We start from the raw sequence: 18,504 nt of genomic DNA on the forward strand, positions 1-18,504 counted from the left end.
TCTATTGTGCTTCTTTCCAATTCTTATATAGGCTTTCTACTGTGTCTTTAAATTCTTTCTCAAATCTTTCAATACTGAATTGTTGAGCATTTTTTCTAATAATATTTTTATCAAACATTTTTTCATTCTCTTCAAAGAAACTTAATGCTTCAAGTACAGAGCCTGAGGTTTGTTCTTTAAAAAATACTCCTGTCATATTTTCCATCAACACAGGATTATCAGGGAACTGTCCATTTACCGTTTCTAAAATACCTCCTTTACCAAAAGCAATTACAGGTACTCCTGCCGCTTGTGCCTCAATCGGAGCTATACCAAAATCCTCTTCGGCTGCAAAGATAAAGGCTTTAGCTCTTTTTATTAAGTTTAGCACCCTATTCTTTTCAAGAAAACCTAAAAGCTGAACATTGGGCCCAGCAAGATGCTTTATTTTCTTATAATCAGGTCCCTCGCCAATAACGATTAATTTTTTTTCCGTTTTTGAAAATGCTTCAACAATTAAATCTATTTTTTTATAAGGCACCATCCTAGAACAAGTAATATAGTAATCTTCTGTAGTTTTGGATATGTTGAAGGAATTTGTATCAACAGGTGGATATATTACTATAGCCTCTTTGTTATATATTTTTTTAATTCTTTTAGCCACATATTTTGAAATTGCAATGTAATGGTCTGGACGATTTGCAGTTGAATAATCCCAAGAACGAAGTCTGAAAAGAAAATATCTGGCTAAAAAGCCTTTTAAGCCTTTTTCCAGCTTTGATTCCCTTAAATATTGGGCATACAAATCCCAAGCATAGCGAACAGGTGAGTAAACATATGTAATATGTAATTGGTCCGGTCTAGTTAAAACACCTTTTGCGACAGACGAAGAAGATGAGATAACTAATTCGTATTCATTTAAATCAAATTGTTCAATGGCCAATGGAAATAGTGGCAGATAACTTCGATATTTCTTTTTTCCAAAAGGTAATCTTTGAATAAAAGAATTTACGGTTTGTTTACCCTTAAGAATAACTTTTCTATCCTCCTCATTTAAATCATCAATTAAGGAATAATGATCAAAATCATCCCAGATATTAGTAAAACTTTCGATACATCTTTCAGCACCTCCATATACGGTGTACCAGTCATGAATTAATGCTTTTTTCATAAAATATGTTCGGCTATTATGTTTTCAAACTTCTTGGCGGAGAAATCCCAATCAAACCTTTTAATGTTTAATTGCCCCATTTTCTTTAGTTGAATTCTTCTTGGATGATCGTTTAATAAATAATTCATTTTTTCTTTTATGCTTTCCACGGAATGCGGATCACAATATTCAACAGAATCGGCATATACCTCAGGGAGTGAAGTAGTGTTTGATACTATACATGGGCAACCACAGGCTTGAGCTTCAAGTGGTGGAATTCCAAAGCCTTCAAATAGCGATGCATAAATAAATATTTCTGCTTTGTTATACAATTCAATTAATTCATCATCCTCTAAATAACCAGTAAAGATAATTCTTTCATTTAATAGATTTTCCTCTAAGCTAAGTCCTGAAAAGGTTTTATGTTTAGATCCAACTATTACAAGCTTGTAATCACTTTTTATTAAATTAAATGCTTCTATAATTCGTTTCAAATTTTTCCTTGGGTCTATGGAAGATACAGTTAAAAAAAAGTTTTCTCTTTTAAAATCCATCTGATGAAATATTTTGGATGGGGCTGCATAAACAACATGGATATTACTTTTTTTTATTTTATAAGTTTTATGGATATCCTCCTTTACATAGAAACTATCCGTGACTACGGTTTTAGTGTTTTTCAAACTTAAGGGTATAAGTAGGTTATACGATTTTTGAAACTTATAGGAAAACCATTCTGGATAATGTTTAAATGCCAGATCATATAAGGCCATTATTTTATTCTTATAAAATATGGGAGCTATTCCAACTAAATTTACAAGTAGGGGATTTTTATTTTTTTTTAGGAATATGGGTAAATCTAGTTGCTCCCACAACTGACCACTAAATTGACCTATTTGTATTAAGTTTAATTCGGTATTAAAATTCTTGCTACTTCTAACTTTTGGAGAGACAAATAGTACTTTCTCACCGCCAATTTCTTTGGGAAGTCTTTTGCATATTTCAAGGGCATATCTTTGAACACCCGTAATTTTTTGGGTTAAAAACCGTGCATTTATGACGATCATATATTAGTCAAGTTTTTCAAATTTTCTTCAAATAAAATTAAGTTGGCAAATAAACAATTAAAGGTGACAAATAATACCATTCCAGAATTTCGATATAAAATGTTTTCTGTTAAAAAAATAATATAGAACAGTATTAGAAAGTTTAGATATAACCTATTTTTCCCGTTGAGAGCAATTTTAAAATAATAATAAAAGGCAAACAAAATAATAAATGTTCCGAAAATGCCAAAAGATGCAAGATAATCGAAATATTGATTATGTGAGTTATACGTAATCTTGGTAAAGGCTTCAGTATCGAATTTTTTATAGCATTCATTTAATTCATTTTGAACATCTCCTGGGCCATATCCAATCAAAGGACTCCTATTAATAATATTTAGTGAACAATCATAAATTGCCACTCTAAGGTTGAAAGAATTGTATTGTAGCCCTACTGGATATATGTTCTTAGTGTTTAAAATCTCATCTATTCTACTCTTGATAGGTGTTAAAAAAGAGATGGCCGAAATACCTAAAACCAAGGAAACCATTATAAATATAGCTTTTTTACGACTTTTGACTTCTTGAAAGACTATAATAATAGATACAATTACCAATCCTGCTATTACTCCTCTGGAGCTTGCTATTGCAATGGCACTCAAAAAAGTAAGCCCAAAAAGGACATTAACATACTTACTTTTAAACCTATGGTAATAAAGTATCAATAAAGCTACGCCAACAAATAAAGAAAAATAAATGGCGTGTTCTCCTATTAAAGGTATATTATCTATGGAATTTCTTAATGTTAAAACCGAAAAATAGGAATTGGGTTGATTTAGGATATGATCTATATTTAGAAGTATAAATAACATTGTTATAACAACATAGACAAAAGAGGATATAATATAAAGTTTAAAAAAAAGATAAATACTCTCTACATTTTTGAAAGGTTTTAATCCAATAATTGATATTGGAATTATTAGAATCGAGGCCATTCTTCCTACTATTTCTAGCCCCTTTTTCATATCCTGGGTCCATAACAGGGCTATTATGTATAAGAAAAATGGTAATGCATAAATTAAACTTGTCCTGAACCGTATTAAATTTGGTTTCGCTGCATCTGTTTTTATAAAATCCCAAATTGCGTATAAAAGCAATAAACCTATTGCCATACTTGTCATTGCCAGACTAAATAGGGGCAAAAAGGCCAAAACGTATAATGGCACAAAACGCAAAATTTTAATTTTCATCTGCAATTGTTAAGTTAGCTTCTTGTAATTTTTTATTATATAACAAGGCATATGGAATAGCTAAATATACCCATAAGAATAGCATAATGAAGGATGGAAATGCGTTTAGGGAAAGATACATGGCCAATAACCCTCCAGTTAGAATAGTATTTTTAAGTTTTATAGAAATCCATAGGGTCATTGCTAGGAACATTATAAAAAACAAAAAACCTATAATACCATATTCTGCCCAAACCTCCATGTATACGTTGTTAGGGATTGCTCTCAAATTGTTTCTTTTGAAGTATTCCCGTGACCAGTCGCTATGATTCTTCACAATCTCATTGATGTTGTTATATTGGTCGTAATGTAGGCCATAGTTATATGGTCCTACTCCTAAAACTGGATTGTTTAGTCCAGCTTTGTATGCAATATGCCCTGTTAGATATCTGTCGACCTTAGACATATTGGATTGTGTTAAAGTACTTACAGGGGTAAATATTTTGGCATATACATATTTCTGGCAAAATTCGGTTTTAGAAAAAGCAAGGGTGGCTATTAGAATAAATGGAAAAATCAGAAGTATAATTTTTAAAACCTTTTTTCTAAAAATTACACTTTTGAAATAAAAGAACAGAAATAATAGGGCACTTACAATTGATATTGTAGAAAAGGTTGTTAATATGGAAAGCAATAGAAAGATTGCTGTTCGATTTTTTTTAAGAAATAATGCAATGGTACCCGATAGCAAGAGGAATAATCCGAAAAAATTACCTTCTTTAAACGTACCCGTACGAACAATACCCATAAGTGTTTGAGGATTTTCATCCATGCCAAAAAGTTTTAAATAAGGAATATTTAATGCCGATGAAATAAAAAGGTACCAGGCGTAGATTGCCGCCCAAAGTGCTCCCTTTACCCAAAAATTTAGACTTTGAATTTTATTCCTCCCAATAAAATAAATTGAAATTAAAAATGCGATAACATTTAAGTAAATATAAACTAATCTTAAAAAACTATCAGGTATTCTACCAATTCTGAAAGGAATGGGTTTTAGTGAATAGTCGTATGTCCAAAAAGCATTGACAGAAAAGGAAAGGGTTGCGATTACTAAGAAAAAGAACAGGGCTTGGATGCTTTTTAGGGTACTGACATAATTATAACCCCACTTGTATTGAAGAAATAGAAATATCAACACAAATAATAATAACTCTGAAATTTTAAGTGGAAAAAATAAATTAATGGTCAATGCCTGTGTAAAGGGCAGAAAAAATAAAAAATAGTTAAAAAAGGAGAGGATTTTTAATTTCAACATATTCCTTATTTAGAGGAGGGTTTCAAATTCTTTAATTTTGTTTTCGACCCTAAACCTTTTTATGGCATCATTTTTAATGTCAAGATTATTAAATTTCGTATTGAAAAAACTATCGAATTTAGATTGAAAGTCTCCCTTTTGAAAAGAGAAAATATCTCCATTAAATCCAGGGTTAATTATTTCATCTATTCCCCCTAAACAATAATTTGCTAATACCGGTGTACCGCATACCAAGGCTTCTAAGATAACGTTCGGAAACCCTTCAAAGCGCGAACTCAAAATTAGGGCATTAGCTTGTTGCATGTATTTATATGGGTTTTCAACATTTCCTTTTAAACAAACATGATCTTGCAAATCATTTTCTAAAACTAGCTGTTCCAAAGTTTCCCTTTCTTCGCCCTCTCCCAATATAGTTAAAAAAAAGTTCTTCTCCTTGACCTTTGCCAGTTGAAGGATTAGCTCATCAAAACCTTTTTGGTAGGTTAACCTTCCAACAGCCAAAAGATTAATCTTGGCTCTTGGGAGCTGTATATCTTCTCCTAAACTCAATTTTTTTTTTACATAGGAAACATCAACGGGATTATTGATTTTAACTAATTTGGATTTTGATATTTTAAAATTGTTATGCAAGTCCTTGAACATATCGTTGGATTGTACGATAATTTTATTATAGTTTTTATAAAAGTGTCTGTAAAATAATTTAATGATATAATATTTTTCAAAGATACTTGGGATATTGGATTCCCTGGCTATTGTTTTTATATGCTTGGGAAACAAAAACAAAAAAGGTGCTATTAACGCGTTGATCTGACCTGATCCAAAGAACAGTACATTTGGTTTTTCACTCTTGGAAAGTTTGAGCAATTTATAGATTAAAATAGGAAAGGATATTTTAATACGCTGTTTTATTTCCAGTCTATGAACAACTACATCTTCATATAAATCGCTGACAAAAACATTGGACCCATTTTTTTTTATAATAACCAAATGGGGTTCAAATTTTCTTCTATCTAGATTATTTAATAAAATAGATATAATTCTCTCGCCGCCGCCGCCGCCCAAGTTTGGCATTATAAAAAAAACCCTTTTCATATTCTAATTTCAGTATTAATATCGACTACTCTATTTGAATTGTTCTAAATGCCAGAGCCAATATTCTTTTATCCTTTTCATTTGGGGATTTGGCATCAGAAAATTCAAATCTTATAGTATTCTTCTCTTTAAGGATTTTTGGGTCAAATGAATACGATAAAGTATTTTGCCAGCCACTTAATTTACTGGATTCAATGAGGTGACCATTGATAAACATTTTGATTATTTGTTGGTCCCATATCCCAACATTTAGTTTTATTAAACCTTTAAATTGTTTTGGGTTATTTATGTTAAATTCTATTTCTGAACTATTTCCTGAACTCCATCTGTGCTCATGTTCTGGATTATGCCAGTTGGTGAATATTAGTTTGGTTGATTTATGATTAACCTTTTCTGCGGGACCGACAAGGTCTTGAATTTCAGTGGACTGGACAATGCTCTTATCTGTTAAAACCATATAATTTAGTAGTTCTTGCTCAATCGTCTCAATTACTTTCAAAGAACCAGTCTTGGATAGGTGATCTTTGTCAGAAAAGTAGATCATTCCCATTTCTTGTTCCAAACATTTTTTGTCTTCACAAAAAATATCTGAAGGGTTTATAAAATGGATGTTTTTATTTTTTTCAAAATAATTGTTAAAATAGTTATTAATTTGAAATAGGCGATCAGAAGGTTCAAAAACTGATGAGGACTTGACATTCCCAGAATATTTGGGTATTAGCAAATTGTCAACAAAACTTAGATCATTCTTCCCTTTAAATGGGCTCTCTCCAATTACAATAATATTTCTATTGCCTACCAATTCGGAAAATTTTACTATTTTTTGGCATAGTTGGTTATAACCTAAACTGTCACTTTTAAAATTTTCATAAAGTCCGGTATCGGGATTTTTAATTTTAGTCATTGACATTTCTCCAATCCAAAAATGACTTATCACTAGTGGGGTTTTGGGATTACTGTTAATCAATTGCAATAACTTATTTAAGTGATTTTTGCTCGCAGTACTATCTATGGTTTTGTGGATAATATCCGGTAAATGAAGCGTAGATATTGCATAACTCATAAATACCGATTTGTTATTCTTTTTTACCAAAATAGAATCTAGACCGTAACTGTAATGACCCGCATGACTATCGCCTATCCAAATAATATCTGGGGAAGTGTTCTGTCCTTTTTTTCCAATAAAAGCAAAATCATTATATCCAGCAGCACCCCAATTCTTTCTATTGTATTCAACAGGATTTTCAAATTCTTTAATACTTTCAAGTGTTTTTAAATCAACTCTCCATAACCAACCTTCATTATTAAGTACATCTATTTTTATGTTTGATATAATGATTAAAGAAAAAAGGACTAAACTAATCATACCGTGATTAGATATAATACGAGATTGTAAATTATTGTTTCTTAGGGGGTCTTCATAATATTTGTATACGGCCAACGAAATGAGATAAGTAAGGAAGACAAGAATGATTTTCTCTATAAAATTGGTTTCGTTTCCATATAAAAACTTATAAAATACAATTATAGGCCAATGAAATAAATATAGCGTATAGCTAATCCGGCCTATTGTTTTAAAAGATGATAAGTTATAAAATGAAAAAATGGATTGCTTAGGTGTATTAAAAATGAATAATGATGCTCCTATGCAAGGTATAATGTTTAAGGTGCTCATATATTTAGTTTCGGCGTCGAAATAAATTGATGAGAAAATAATTAACCCTAACCCAATTAAATTTAGCAAAGAGGCATACGATTTATTAATGGTTTTGTTTTTGGGAAGATAAATTAAAATAGCACCTAACAAAAACTCAAATACCCTAAATGGTAATAAAAAAAATTGTATTGATGAAATACTTTCTGCCACATTGTCTTCTGAAATAAAATAACTAATAAATGCTTCCGAAATATGGCCCTGGGAAACTATAATATTCAACAGTATACTTAGGAGAATTAGAGTAGTTATTAATGAAAATTTACTCCATTTCTTCGAAAATAATTTCATTATTAGAAAAAGAGAGATAGGAAATAATAGATAAAACTGTTCTTCAATGCCCAGTGACCAAGTATGGAGGAGCGGTTTTAAATTAGAACTGACATCAAAATAACTAGTTTCGCTTAAAAAGTGAAAATTTGAAAGTGCAATGGACGAAAAAAACATCGATTTTATAAATCCGGTGAACAGAGATGGCGGAAAAAACAAAAAACTTAAAATAAAAGTTAGAAACAACGTTAGCAGTAATGTGGGAATTAATCTGCGAATACGACGAATATAAAATTTTCTAAAGTCTACTTTTCCAGTATTTTTAAACTCATAGTTCAAGTTTCTTGTAATTAGAAACCCACTGATTACGAAAAAGACATCTACACCAAGAAACCCCCCCTTGAGCAATGTAATATCTAAATGAAATAGAATAACGAGAGCAACCGCAACGGCTCTTAAAAAGTCAATATGGTCTAAATATTCTAATTTATTTTTCATTTCATTCAATTTTAAAAAACTCTAATAGGGTAAAATACGTGTTAGTACATATTGCTATTAACCACCATTCTAATAATATTGTTTCAAACGCATTAGTCATAATAGTCTTATAGGCTTTTTATGGACTACAAATTAACCACAAGAATAAAAATATTATTTAACTCCTATTAATAAGGTTTCGTTTTTACAAAAAAAATGAAATAGCTAATGATATTATAAAAAAGAAAAATCAATAATGTTGAATATAGAACACCATAAATTTCGTAATTCATAATTATTGAAAATATGTAATTCATTACAATATTTAAAATAAACCCAACTAGTGTGACTTTAAGTAGTAAATCAATAATATTTTTTCTGTAATAGAACCTGTAAAATAAATCCCAAATCATATAAAATGGGGTTATAACAAGTCCAATAAATAGGATGTTTCTAATAATATTGAAATCTTTCGATGTAAATAACCTAAGCCCTAATATTTGAGGTTCAAAAAACTCTACAATAAATACCAGTAACATTGAAGCTAAAGTAAAAAAAAACAAAAGTTTCTTCACTGTGGAAAAAAAGATCCTATTGATTTCTTTTGAACTCCGCAAGATATTTATTTGAGCAAAAAAATTAGACTTTATGTCCAATGCTTGTCTAATAATTAGAGGGGCATAAAACCCATAGGTATAATACGTTATAGCTCCCTCATCAAAAATGGTCAGGAATGTTTTGTCGGTCACGTCGATAAGTGACACTAGTATTAAAATTATAAGAACCTTGGAAATTACTTTGATCTCTGACCATCTCATTTTTTCGTTTCTTACAAATTTTGATTTTAAAACCTTAATAAAATAATTGCCAAAAATGATTGTGAAAGTTATTAATTCGGAAAATAAAATGGATCCTGATATTATAATAAAAATATAGTTGGAGTCAATTAAATCGGCATAAATAATTAGAATAATGGAGAAAACATTTATAAACGATATCCAAAAATAATATTTAAGGATTGGTTTGTTTTTTAATGAATATCTGTATACCAGTAAGAAATAATAAGAATTAATGTTAATTATAGACCAAAGTGCCAAAATGGAAATATGAATTAGAATATTTCCATTTTTAATGAAGAGGAATGAGAAAATCAAAACAATTGAAATCAGAACCAGAACTAAAATATTTAAACTTTTTAAAAATTTTTTATGGAAGGACAGTTTATTTCTAAATACCTTTATTTTCTTGGAGTAGGTTGTTTCAAATAGTATGTTGATTAAAACTATTAGACCGATAATAGAATTAGAATAATAGAATTCATCCAGATAGCTCGAGATTCCAAAAATATATAGGAGATATAAGGTGCGTAATATCCCAAAAATTTTTGTTGCTATTTTAACTAAAATCTCTTGTGTTAGAAAGTCTAGTTTTAAAGCCATCTGGTTAAATAATAATCCTCCCTAAATTTCAATACCCTTTGGTGTTCATTTATTTTTTTATCCTCTTTTAACTTGCCTAAAGCTATTAAATGATTGCTCGCTTCGTATTTTTTTATCAAATTTGGTAATTCCAAAAAAATATTGGAAAAACCATTGAGCATATATTCACTAGATGCTATGAAAAAAAAGTCTTGGAGACCTTCGTCATTATATGGAAACCCTCTGGACACTTCTTGCAATTTATTTAGATCATAATATACCAAATCAGGGTCTTCAACAATTATATTGTCATTGGTATAACCTTTCCAATCTCCCGAATAAAAGCAGTTTTTATCCAATTGGCCGATGTCTAAGCTTTTTAGTAAGGCCATATCAAACCTGGTTACAATTATATAGTCATAATTTGATTCATTTTCTTTAACTAACTGGCAAACCTTATAATAACTATACCACCTTGAGTATATATTGTTAATTCTTTTGTATTCATAATCCCTACCTAGAAATCTTTTAATATTTTCCTTGAGCAGTTTTAGCTTGGAGGGCCTATGAAAGATTTTTGGCCGTTCAAATAAGTAGGCTTTAGGCTGCATATTCTTAAGGATTTCTTCTTTAAATTCATAGGACCAAGAATGCAAATAAATGTCGAATTTGCAATTTGGATTTGCCTTGATTAAATTATTCTTGATTAAGTTTAATTCCTGCTCGTATCCTACGCCTAAGCCACCGTTTTTAAAGTTTTTACCTTTAGCGATTCCATGATAACAAAGTGCAATTCTCAAGGCCTAATAATTTAAAGGGTTCTTTTGTAGGAAAATATTTAGATCCTCTGGGGTTCCAATGCCATGCATGTTTGCATAATCTATATTGTGCACAACAATTTTTTTTCCATCTTTAATGGCATAATTATAAACGGGGCAAGTATAAAATTCATTATTGGCTCTATCATTTTCAATAATCATATCTATGGCGTAGTTAACATAATCTAAACCTCTTTTAAAATAATATAGGCCAACAGTTGCATATTCGGAAATGGCTTCTTTTTCTTTAACTTTACTAACGTATCCCTCGGAATTCAGCTTTGCAAAAGACCATTTTGGATTCTTTTCTTTATCAATAAATGTTAAAATGGAACCGTCTGCCTCTTTTTCATCATTTTCAGAAAGATATTTTTCAAGATCAAATTGAACTATTTGGTCGGAGTTCGCTAATAACAAGGGTGTATCGTTATTAATGTATTTCCTGGCAAAAAGGATAGTACAGGCAGCTCCTTCCGTTAGTTTGTCGATTGGAATGAACACAACGTTAAATTTTTCTTTTATCTCCTCAATAATGGCGATTTCCTGATCCAAATGGTCTTTTCTCGCAATGAGGATAAACTTAGCATTTTTAAAGGCTAAGTTTTCCATTACCCGCACAATCATTGGCTTACCCATTACATCTATAAAAGGTTTGGGTTTAAGGTAACCCTGCTTCGCGAACCTACTTCCGGCACCAGCCATGGGAATTACAACATTAATGCTCATATTTTCCTAAATATTTATCGTTATTTACTCCAGGTATTTTAACAACGGCGGTAATAGTATCCTCTAAAACTTTAAAATCGGTTTCTTCTTTTGGTTCAATGACAATTATATCACCTTTATTATATTCTATATTGTTCATCAAAACTTTTCCAGAAATAATTGTTGTGATTTCAGTGGCAATTTTGTGATAATGGGTTTCTTCATAATCACCTTTTTTATATTCTTTTATGCCTACTTCCACTTCAGTGGATTGATATATGGTAGGTTCAAAATTTCCTACAAACCATCCTTTTACCATTGAATCTAAATTACCTTTTTTCATCTTAGGTTACTTAGGGATGTCTAAATATGCTCGTAATTCCTTAATCTTGTTGTTTTCCCAGTCCAATATATCAACTCCTTTCAAGGTAACGTCGTCCAAGATGAGATTAAATTCGATAAGGGTTGTATTGTCTTGTTGGAAAACACTTATGGCTTTAAAAGATAACACTTCAGCGCCATTGAAAATTTCCAATATTTTTTTAAGAGCATTATCTCTCCCCCTAACTTTCTTAACCACGGGGTCTTCGAGAATGAAGTCCTCGGTTAGTAATGCCTTTATGGAGTTAATGTCTTTATTGTCGAATGCCTGTATATATTTTTTGGTCAGGTTTTTAAGATTATCTAGACTCATAAGTTTTTATTTTTTGAGGGGAGTAAAAAGAAAAATACTGATTATTTTCAATTTTGAAGATACCTAGTTTTTTATTCAATAAGACGAGTTCGTTTAGACACGGAGCTATATAGTATAATCCATTGACATTGGCATCTTTTTCAATCATACTCATAGCAGATTCCACAAAAAGATATCCATTGTTAAAATAATAAAATCCAGCAATTGCAGATTTGCTAATGGGTCTTTTTTCTGCCGTTTCAATAATTAAATTATTTTCGTCTAGGCGAACATATGACCAACGTGGGTGGATAGATTCGAAGGTAATTACCCCGCTATCGTACTTATTGCTTCTAAAATAATCAATTATTGTATTGTGGTCTTCCTCAATTATTTGATCTCCATTGCAAATAACAAGTTCCCGTTCCTTATCAATATAATCAATAGCCATTAGGGCACTGCACACGGCCCCTTTTGTTTCATTATCCAATCTTACGATTTCACAATTATCATCTGTTAATAGCCGCAATATATTATCGATATGATACTTTTTACAATCTACATTATTGACAATAAAAATGAACTTGTTTACATTTTTAATTTTTGATAGTTTTTCAATAACCAACTGTATCATTGGTATAGAATTTACCTCAATCAACGGTTTGGGAAATGGATAACTTTTGTCATCGAAAAATAGACTTTTCCCAGCTAACGGAACTAAAATGTCAATTTTGCTCATTCTCTATTTGTCTTATGTGTTTTAAAATATTAATGTAGTAAACATCTTCCACTGTTTCTACTTTCATAATATGGGCTCCACTCGCTTTTGCTGCTTTTATTCCATTTTCATTATCTTCCACAATTAAACATTCCTTAGGTTTTAACCCTAACCTCTGCATAGCCTTCAAATACATTTCAGGGTCCGGTTTTCCATTGACCACATCCTGATTAGAAATAAAAAATTCAAGATATTGATTCAGAGCTGACTTTTCCATCATAACTTTCACTGTATTTCTCACTGAATTGGAACAGACGGCCATTTTGTAATTTTCCGACTTCAGTTTGGAAAGTGCAAATTCATGATAAAAGGTGGGTTTGCAGTGAGCATGGACTATTTCCATAGTGTAAGCCTGCTTCATGTTATTTATGAATGCATGTAGTTTTTTTGGGAGGCCATTTTCAGCTGAGAGCATTTCCAATTTTTTTTTGGTTGGCAACCCATCATAGGTTACTAAATGATCATATCTGCTAATTTCTAAGCCAAAAAGAGCCAAGGCCTTGTTTAAAGCTTGGTAGTGCCATTCTTTAGCGTCGATCAATACGCCATCCATATCAAAAATAACGGCTTTAATTTTTTTCATTAAAAAAGTTTTTTGCTGTTAAAGGTAAATCTGTACAGATATGAACACTTAAACTATTATTAAAGTCGAAGTTTTCTCTATACCCTCTCCATTCTTTATCATAACTTCTTTTGTGTAATTCGGGAGAAACGATACAAACCTGCTTGTCGTTGTTAAGATGATTTTTGATTACTTGGGGGGTTATCCAATGTTTATTGAATTCATCCAACCAGACACCTTTAGATTCTTGATAGAACGATGGATTGACTTCATACTCACTCTCCCTGGTGAAAAAATTCAATTTATTCTTTAAGTAGCCTATGGTGTCTGGGATTGACATATCGAAAACGAAATAATTTCTTATTTCAAATCTAGTCAATAAATTTTCCAATTTGTTTTGCAATCCATCAGCTTTGATATTCAAAGCTAGAGGTAAATTTTTGTCATACTGATTGTAGATCTGTAAAAAATCTTCGGCCAGAATACTGTCTTCGTTGGCAATATCATGTGATATTACAAGTTTTCCTTTATAATCCCGGATGTCAGTTTCTGTCCCAAAACCTAATGAAAAAGACTTTTTGAAAGCTTTAACCGTATTTTTTTCAGATTCAATCTCCCAGAATCCTCTATGTGACAATATCATTAAGCTAAATTATTATTAAATAAGAATCTTTTTCAATATAGAGTTTTTCGGCCTCTTCGCAAAACTACGATAATTATTCTCCTTCACAATATTTGTAGTACTTTTCAGCCCGTTTTCTTTCAAAATGTTTTGTGCAAAACCGTACCAGCTCATAACTTGTCCGTCCGTAAAATGGTAAATGCCATACTCCTGATTTTCAGTTAATATATGTTTCAATAGAAATTTGGCAAGGTTTGCAGCATTAGTTGGACAACCAATTTGTTCATCTGTAATTCGCAACACTTCCCCCTTCTTTGCCTTTTTCAATATGGTCTTATAAAAGTTGTTGCCATGTTTTTTATGATACAACCAAGAAGTACGGACAATAAAATACTTATCCAATATTTCCTGTATGTACTTTTCTCCCTCCCATTTAGATTTTCCATACATGTTGATGGGGTTGGGTTGGTCATCAACCGTGTAGGGCGATCCTTTTTCCCCATCAAAGACATAATCGGTGGATATGTGGATTAAGGTCACCCCATACTGTTTGCAGGCAAGCGCTAGGTGCTTAACGGCTTCAGCGTTCACTTTAAAGGCCATTTCCGGGCTTTTCTCCGCATGTTCAACGTTGGTATAGGCCGCACAATTTATACAGTAGTCAAAATTGCCGTTTTCTATTATTTTATCCACTTGCACATAGTCCGTAATATCCAGGGCTTCGGAATTGGCAAACACAAATACTAATTGTGGATACTCCATAGCTATGTCCTGAATACTAAGTCCCAATTGTCCGGATGCTCCGGTAACCAGAATCCGTTTTATAGGTGTAAATCTTTCCATAGGGGCAATTGTAGGTCTTTTGGGGAAATAATCAAATCCATTCCCTTTGTTTCCCAATCTATTTTTAAATCGGGGTCGTTGTATTTAATACCCCTTTCAGCATCTTTGCAGTAATGGGAGTCACATTTATAGGAAAAAATTACATCATCGGTCATGGCCAAGAATCCATGTGCCATACCTTTTGGTATAAAAATTGATTTCTTGTTTTCCGATGATAATTTTAGTGTAAAATGCTGGCCAAATGTGATGCTTTCCTTTCTAAGATCTACAACAACATCCAACACCGCCCCTTTTAATACCTGCACTAATTTTGCTTGGGAATGTACTCCAGTTTGATAGTGCAAGCCTCTCAAAACTCGTTTTTTGGAAACTGAAATATTATCTTGAATAAAATTTATTGACTCGCCAATGGCTTGGTCTAGAATGGTTTTATGATAGGATTCAAAAAATACCCCTCTATCATCCACATGAATCTTAGGCTCCAAAATAAAACAACCTTTTAGCTTCGTCTCTGTAATTTTCAATTTTTCTGTTGTTATTAAGTTATCTTGTAATGTTGTTGACAAGTTAATTTCTATTTTCCATGAATCTGCTTTTACACCCCGCACTTAATCCCTGCTTCGTCTACGACCAGAATAGTCCTTCAAGAGGGGAATTAAAATTTACAATGTTTTGGGTTTCATAACAGCGTAACTTCTTAACATGATAGCTCAACATCCAGCTATTCTCTAATCAGACCAATCAGATATTCGCCATAACCACTTTTTAATAAGGGTTTTGCCAACTCCCGAAGTTGCTCTTTAGAAATATAACCCATGGTATAAGCTACCTCTTCAATAGATCCTATTTTAAGCCCCTGTCTGTCCTCTATGACCTCAACGAATTGTGAGGCCTGCATAAGGGAGGCGAAGGTCCCTGTATCCAGCCAAGCCGTACCCCGATCCAAAATGCTCACTTGTAATTTGCCTTTTTCCAAATAGGCCTTATTGATATCGGTTATTTCCAGTTCCCCTCTTTTGCTGGGTTTTATTTTTTTGGCAATGGCGACTACCTCATTATCGTAAAAATATATGCCAGGAACAGCATAATTGGATTTTGGATTAGTCGGTTTTTCCTCTATACTTATGGCCTTTCCTTCCTCATTAAACTCTACTACTCCATAACGTTCCGGATCCTGTACATGGTAACCGTAAATAATACCCCCATCTGGATCGTTGTTGGCCTGCAGTAAAGTTGCTAGGCCGGAACCGTAAAAAATATTATCACCCAAAATCAAGGCAACCTTGTCGGTTCCAATGAAATCTTCTCCAATGATAAAGGCCTCTGCCAATCCATTGGGATTCTCTTGGGTAGCAAATTTAAAAGAACAGCCCAATTGGGACCCATCACCCAAAAGGATTTTAAATTGGTCCTGGTCTTGGGAAGTGGTTATAATCAATATTTCCCTGATACCAGCTGACATTAGGGTGGCCAAAGGGTAATAGATCATGGGTTTGTCATATATGGGCATTAGCTGCTTGCTCATTGCCAAGGTAATGGGATATAATCTAGTTCCTGAGCCTCCTGCCAATATAATGCCTTTCATGATTTTGTGGTTATATAAGTTATGCTGTTAAAATGATATGGAATTATCTTGTGAAAAGGTTATCGAGTTCAGTGTTTTCTACTTCATAACAGCGTAACTCCATCACCCCAAAACTTTATCACATTATTTATACTGTTTTTCATAATATTCTTGATACTTGCCCGAAGTTACGCTATTTAACCACGGTCCATTGGTCAAATACCAATCAATTGTTTTTGCTAGACCTTCTTCAAAGGTAACGGAAGGTTCCCATCCTAATTCCTTCTTTATTTTAGATGCATCAATAGCATACCGTAGATCGTGACCTGGCCTGTCCTTGACATAAGTGATGAGTTTTTCACTTTCTCCAGCAGGCCTTCCCAATTTTTGGTCCATTTGCTTGCATAGCAATTTTACCAAATCGATATTCTTCCATTCATTAAAACCGCCGATATTATACGTTTCGGTATTTTTCCCGTTGTGAAATATTAAGTCGATTGCTCTTGCATGGTCCAACACATATAACCAATCCCTTGTGTAATTACCATCCCCATACACGGGTAAGGGTTGTTTTATGATGATATTGTTTAAAAATAATGGAATCAATTTTTCCGGAAACTGATTTGGGCCATAATTGTTGGAACAATTGCTGATTAAATAAGGTAGTCCATAGGTTTCCCCATAGGCCCTAACAAAATGATCCGAGCTCGCTTTTGAGGCTGAATAAGGAGAACTAGGATTGTAGGCCGTGGTTTCCGAAAACAATCCAGTGTTGCCTAAAGAACCATAGACTTCGTCCGTACTTATATGGTAGAATCGTTTGCCTCGAAAATCTTTTTCCCAGATGGATTTTGCTGCATTCAAAAGATTTACCGTTCCCAGGACGTTCGTTTTTACAAAGGCCAAGGGGCCGGTTATTGATCTATCCACATGCGACTCTGCTGCTAAATGAATAACCGCATCAAATGCATGTTGATTAAAAACAGTATTAATAAAATTAGACTCCGTAATATCCCCTTTTATAAAGGTATAATTGGGGGCAGACTCAATATCCTTTAAGTTTTCAAGATTACCGGCATAGGTTAGCGCATCCAAATTATAGATATGATAATTTGGATAGGTGGTTACCAATCTTCTAACCACATGGGAACCAATAAAACCGGCCCCACCGGTAACCAAAATGTTCATGGACTATTCTTTTTTATAGTTCTTTAAATAAGTGTTCAAGTCCAATAGACTTAATAATAGCAAGGTAATCCCAATAAACCCTAGGGGGATCCAAAATTTATAACTATTTAATATTCCTTTTACCTCTACTCCCCTTCTAGGGAAGGCTGAAATAACGTTTAAGATGCTCGACTTATTAGCCCGTTCTTCATTAAGCAACACCAAGTTTTCCTTTAACTTATCCACTTGGTTGATCAAGGCTAATTCTTTATTTTCTTGTCCTCCGTTTTCCCCTAAACTAATATTGGTACCCTGCTGTGGTTTTTCAGCTTCCTTTTCCATCACACGCTTGTAAAGATGTTGTAAGGAATCTACCTCCATTAATTGCTTTTTGTATAGGCTGTCTTGTAGGCTTATATTTTGGTCACTAATACTTTGTTGCAACTGAAAATATTCATTTCGGGAAATCGATTTGATAATTGGCGGCTGTATAGCTTTGGCAACGGTGCTATTTGTTGCCGTAACAGATATGGTGTGGAATCTTGCATCCATGGAGTTGAAATTTTTCAAATAATTCTCCATGTCGATGGCCTTTTTGGTGGTGGAATCCAAACTGCGTACAAATTTATCGAATAATTGCACCTTTTGGTTTTCATCCGAATAGGACTCCACTACAAACTTTTTTAATTTTGAAGCTTCGGAAACACTTATATCCATGGCTTCGGCCAAAGCCGTTGAATCTTCTGCACGCGCCAACTCATTGTAAAAATTTACATTGTTGTACAATTGTTGCACACTATTAAAATTGGGTTCTACCACCATTGTGGAAATAAATTTAGGCTCTTTTATCATGTCTAGGTATATGCCTAAGGCTAATCCAACTACAGCTGCAACCACAAATTTTATAAAATGTTTTTGTAAAAAAAGCAGGAACAGGATAATCGTATGGAAAATACCTCTAAAAATATTACCTATAAAACGGAAAAATTTCTTAAAACCATTTCCAATTAATTGAAACAGTTGCCCCAAATCTACTTCATCCGAAGAAGAGGAGCTGCTATTTGTCGGTTGTTGATTAGCCATAA

18 protein-coding genes are annotated in these 18,504 nt (G+C 32.6%); all 18 read right to left on the minus strand.

All coding sequences use genetic code 11. The annotated features are described in order from the left end of the window. Position 1 precedes the first annotated feature (1 nt). The 18 genes from KO529_RS08885 to KO529_RS08970 all read right to left on the minus strand — a co-directional run bounded on the left by KO529_RS08885 (position 2) and on the right by KO529_RS08970 (position 18,502). On the minus strand, positions 2 to 1,150 hold the full coding sequence (locus KO529_RS08885) for a glycosyltransferase (RefSeq protein WP_215947559.1): 1,149 nt from the start codon (positions 1,148 to 1,150) through the stop codon (positions 2 to 4). Continuing rightward, positions 1,147 to 2,193, minus strand: coding sequence for a glycosyltransferase family 4 protein (locus KO529_RS08890; protein ID WP_215947560.1), 1,047 nt, complete (start codon positions 2,191 to 2,193; stop codon positions 1,147 to 1,149). Before KO529_RS08890 ends, KO529_RS08885 begins: the two co-directional genes overlap by 4 nt. Further along, positions 2,190 to 3,422, minus strand: coding sequence for an O-antigen ligase family protein (locus KO529_RS08895; protein ID WP_215947561.1), 1,233 nt, complete (start codon positions 3,420 to 3,422; stop codon positions 2,190 to 2,192). The genes KO529_RS08890 and KO529_RS08895 overlap by 4 nt, the downstream gene beginning before the upstream one ends. Then, entirely contained in the window at positions 3,412 to 4,716 is a 1,305-nt protein-coding gene (locus KO529_RS08900; protein WP_215947562.1) for an O-antigen ligase family protein, read from the minus strand. The genes KO529_RS08895 and KO529_RS08900 overlap by 11 nt, the downstream gene beginning before the upstream one ends. A gap of 9 nt (positions 4,717 to 4,725) precedes the next feature. After that, a complete protein-coding gene (locus tag KO529_RS08905; protein WP_215947563.1) occupies positions 4,726 to 5,808 on the minus strand; it encodes a glycosyltransferase in 1,083 nt (360 codons plus the stop codon). Between the two features lie 25 nt (positions 5,809 to 5,833). Continuing rightward, complete coding sequence (locus KO529_RS08910; RefSeq protein WP_215947564.1) at positions 5,834 to 8,290, minus strand: acyltransferase family protein; 2,457 nt, start codon at positions 8,288 to 8,290, stop codon at positions 5,834 to 5,836. A gap of 1,408 nt (positions 8,291 to 9,698) precedes the next feature. Then, complete coding sequence (locus KO529_RS08915; RefSeq protein WP_215947565.1) at positions 9,699 to 10,079, minus strand: hypothetical protein; 381 nt, start codon at positions 10,077 to 10,079, stop codon at positions 9,699 to 9,701. A gap of 411 nt (positions 10,080 to 10,490) precedes the next feature. Beyond that, positions 10,491 to 11,231 (minus strand): glycosyltransferase family 2 protein, encoded by a 741-nt coding sequence (locus KO529_RS08920; protein WP_215947566.1) that lies wholly within the window; start codon positions 11,229 to 11,231, stop codon positions 10,491 to 10,493. Further along, positions 11,221 to 11,553, minus strand: a complete 333-nt coding sequence (locus tag KO529_RS08925) for a hypothetical protein (RefSeq protein WP_215947567.1) — start codon at positions 11,551 to 11,553, stop codon at positions 11,221 to 11,223. The genes KO529_RS08920 and KO529_RS08925 overlap by 11 nt, the downstream gene beginning before the upstream one ends. A gap of 6 nt (positions 11,554 to 11,559) precedes the next feature. Further along, a complete protein-coding gene (locus tag KO529_RS08930; RefSeq protein WP_215947568.1) occupies positions 11,560 to 11,904 on the minus strand; it encodes a nuclear transport factor 2 family protein in 345 nt (114 codons plus the stop codon). Continuing rightward, entirely contained in the window at positions 11,891 to 12,622 is a 732-nt protein-coding gene (locus tag KO529_RS08935) for a glycosyltransferase family 2 protein (protein WP_252734357.1), read from the minus strand. Before KO529_RS08935 ends, KO529_RS08930 begins: the two co-directional genes overlap by 14 nt. Continuing rightward, entirely contained in the window at positions 12,609 to 13,244 is a 636-nt protein-coding gene (locus KO529_RS08940; protein ID WP_215947569.1) for an HAD family hydrolase, read from the minus strand. The genes KO529_RS08935 and KO529_RS08940 overlap by 14 nt, the downstream gene beginning before the upstream one ends. After that, a complete protein-coding gene (locus KO529_RS08945) occupies positions 13,231 to 13,866 on the minus strand; it encodes a hypothetical protein (protein WP_215947570.1) in 636 nt (211 codons plus the stop codon). The genes KO529_RS08940 and KO529_RS08945 overlap by 14 nt, the downstream gene beginning before the upstream one ends. Positions 13,867 to 13,881: 15 nt before the next feature. Then, complete coding sequence (rfbD, locus tag KO529_RS08950; RefSeq protein ID WP_215947571.1) at positions 13,882 to 14,688, minus strand: dTDP-4-dehydrorhamnose reductase; 807 nt, start codon at positions 14,686 to 14,688, stop codon at positions 13,882 to 13,884. Beyond that, on the minus strand, positions 14,667 to 15,212 hold the full coding sequence (rfbC, locus tag KO529_RS08955; RefSeq protein ID WP_215947572.1) for a dTDP-4-dehydrorhamnose 3,5-epimerase: 546 nt from the start codon (positions 15,210 to 15,212) through the stop codon (positions 14,667 to 14,669). Before rfbC ends, rfbD begins: the two co-directional genes overlap by 22 nt. Positions 15,213 to 15,409: 197 nt before the next feature. After that, a complete protein-coding gene (gene rfbA, locus KO529_RS08960; protein WP_215947573.1) occupies positions 15,410 to 16,273 on the minus strand; it encodes a glucose-1-phosphate thymidylyltransferase RfbA in 864 nt (287 codons plus the stop codon). Positions 16,274 to 16,396: 123 nt separating this feature from the next. Continuing rightward, on the minus strand, positions 16,397 to 17,440 hold the full coding sequence (gene rfbB, locus KO529_RS08965; protein ID WP_215947574.1) for a dTDP-glucose 4,6-dehydratase: 1,044 nt from the start codon (positions 17,438 to 17,440) through the stop codon (positions 16,397 to 16,399). 3 nt (positions 17,441 to 17,443) lie between these two features. Then, positions 17,444 to 18,502, minus strand: coding sequence for a hypothetical protein (locus KO529_RS08970; protein WP_215947575.1), 1,059 nt, complete (start codon positions 18,500 to 18,502; stop codon positions 17,444 to 17,446). Positions 18,503 to 18,504 lie beyond the last annotated feature (2 nt).

This window comes from Arenibacter algicola, assembly GCF_018860365.1.
Classification (GTDB): domain Bacteria; phylum Bacteroidota; class Bacteroidia; order Flavobacteriales; family Flavobacteriaceae; genus Arenibacter; species Arenibacter algicola_B.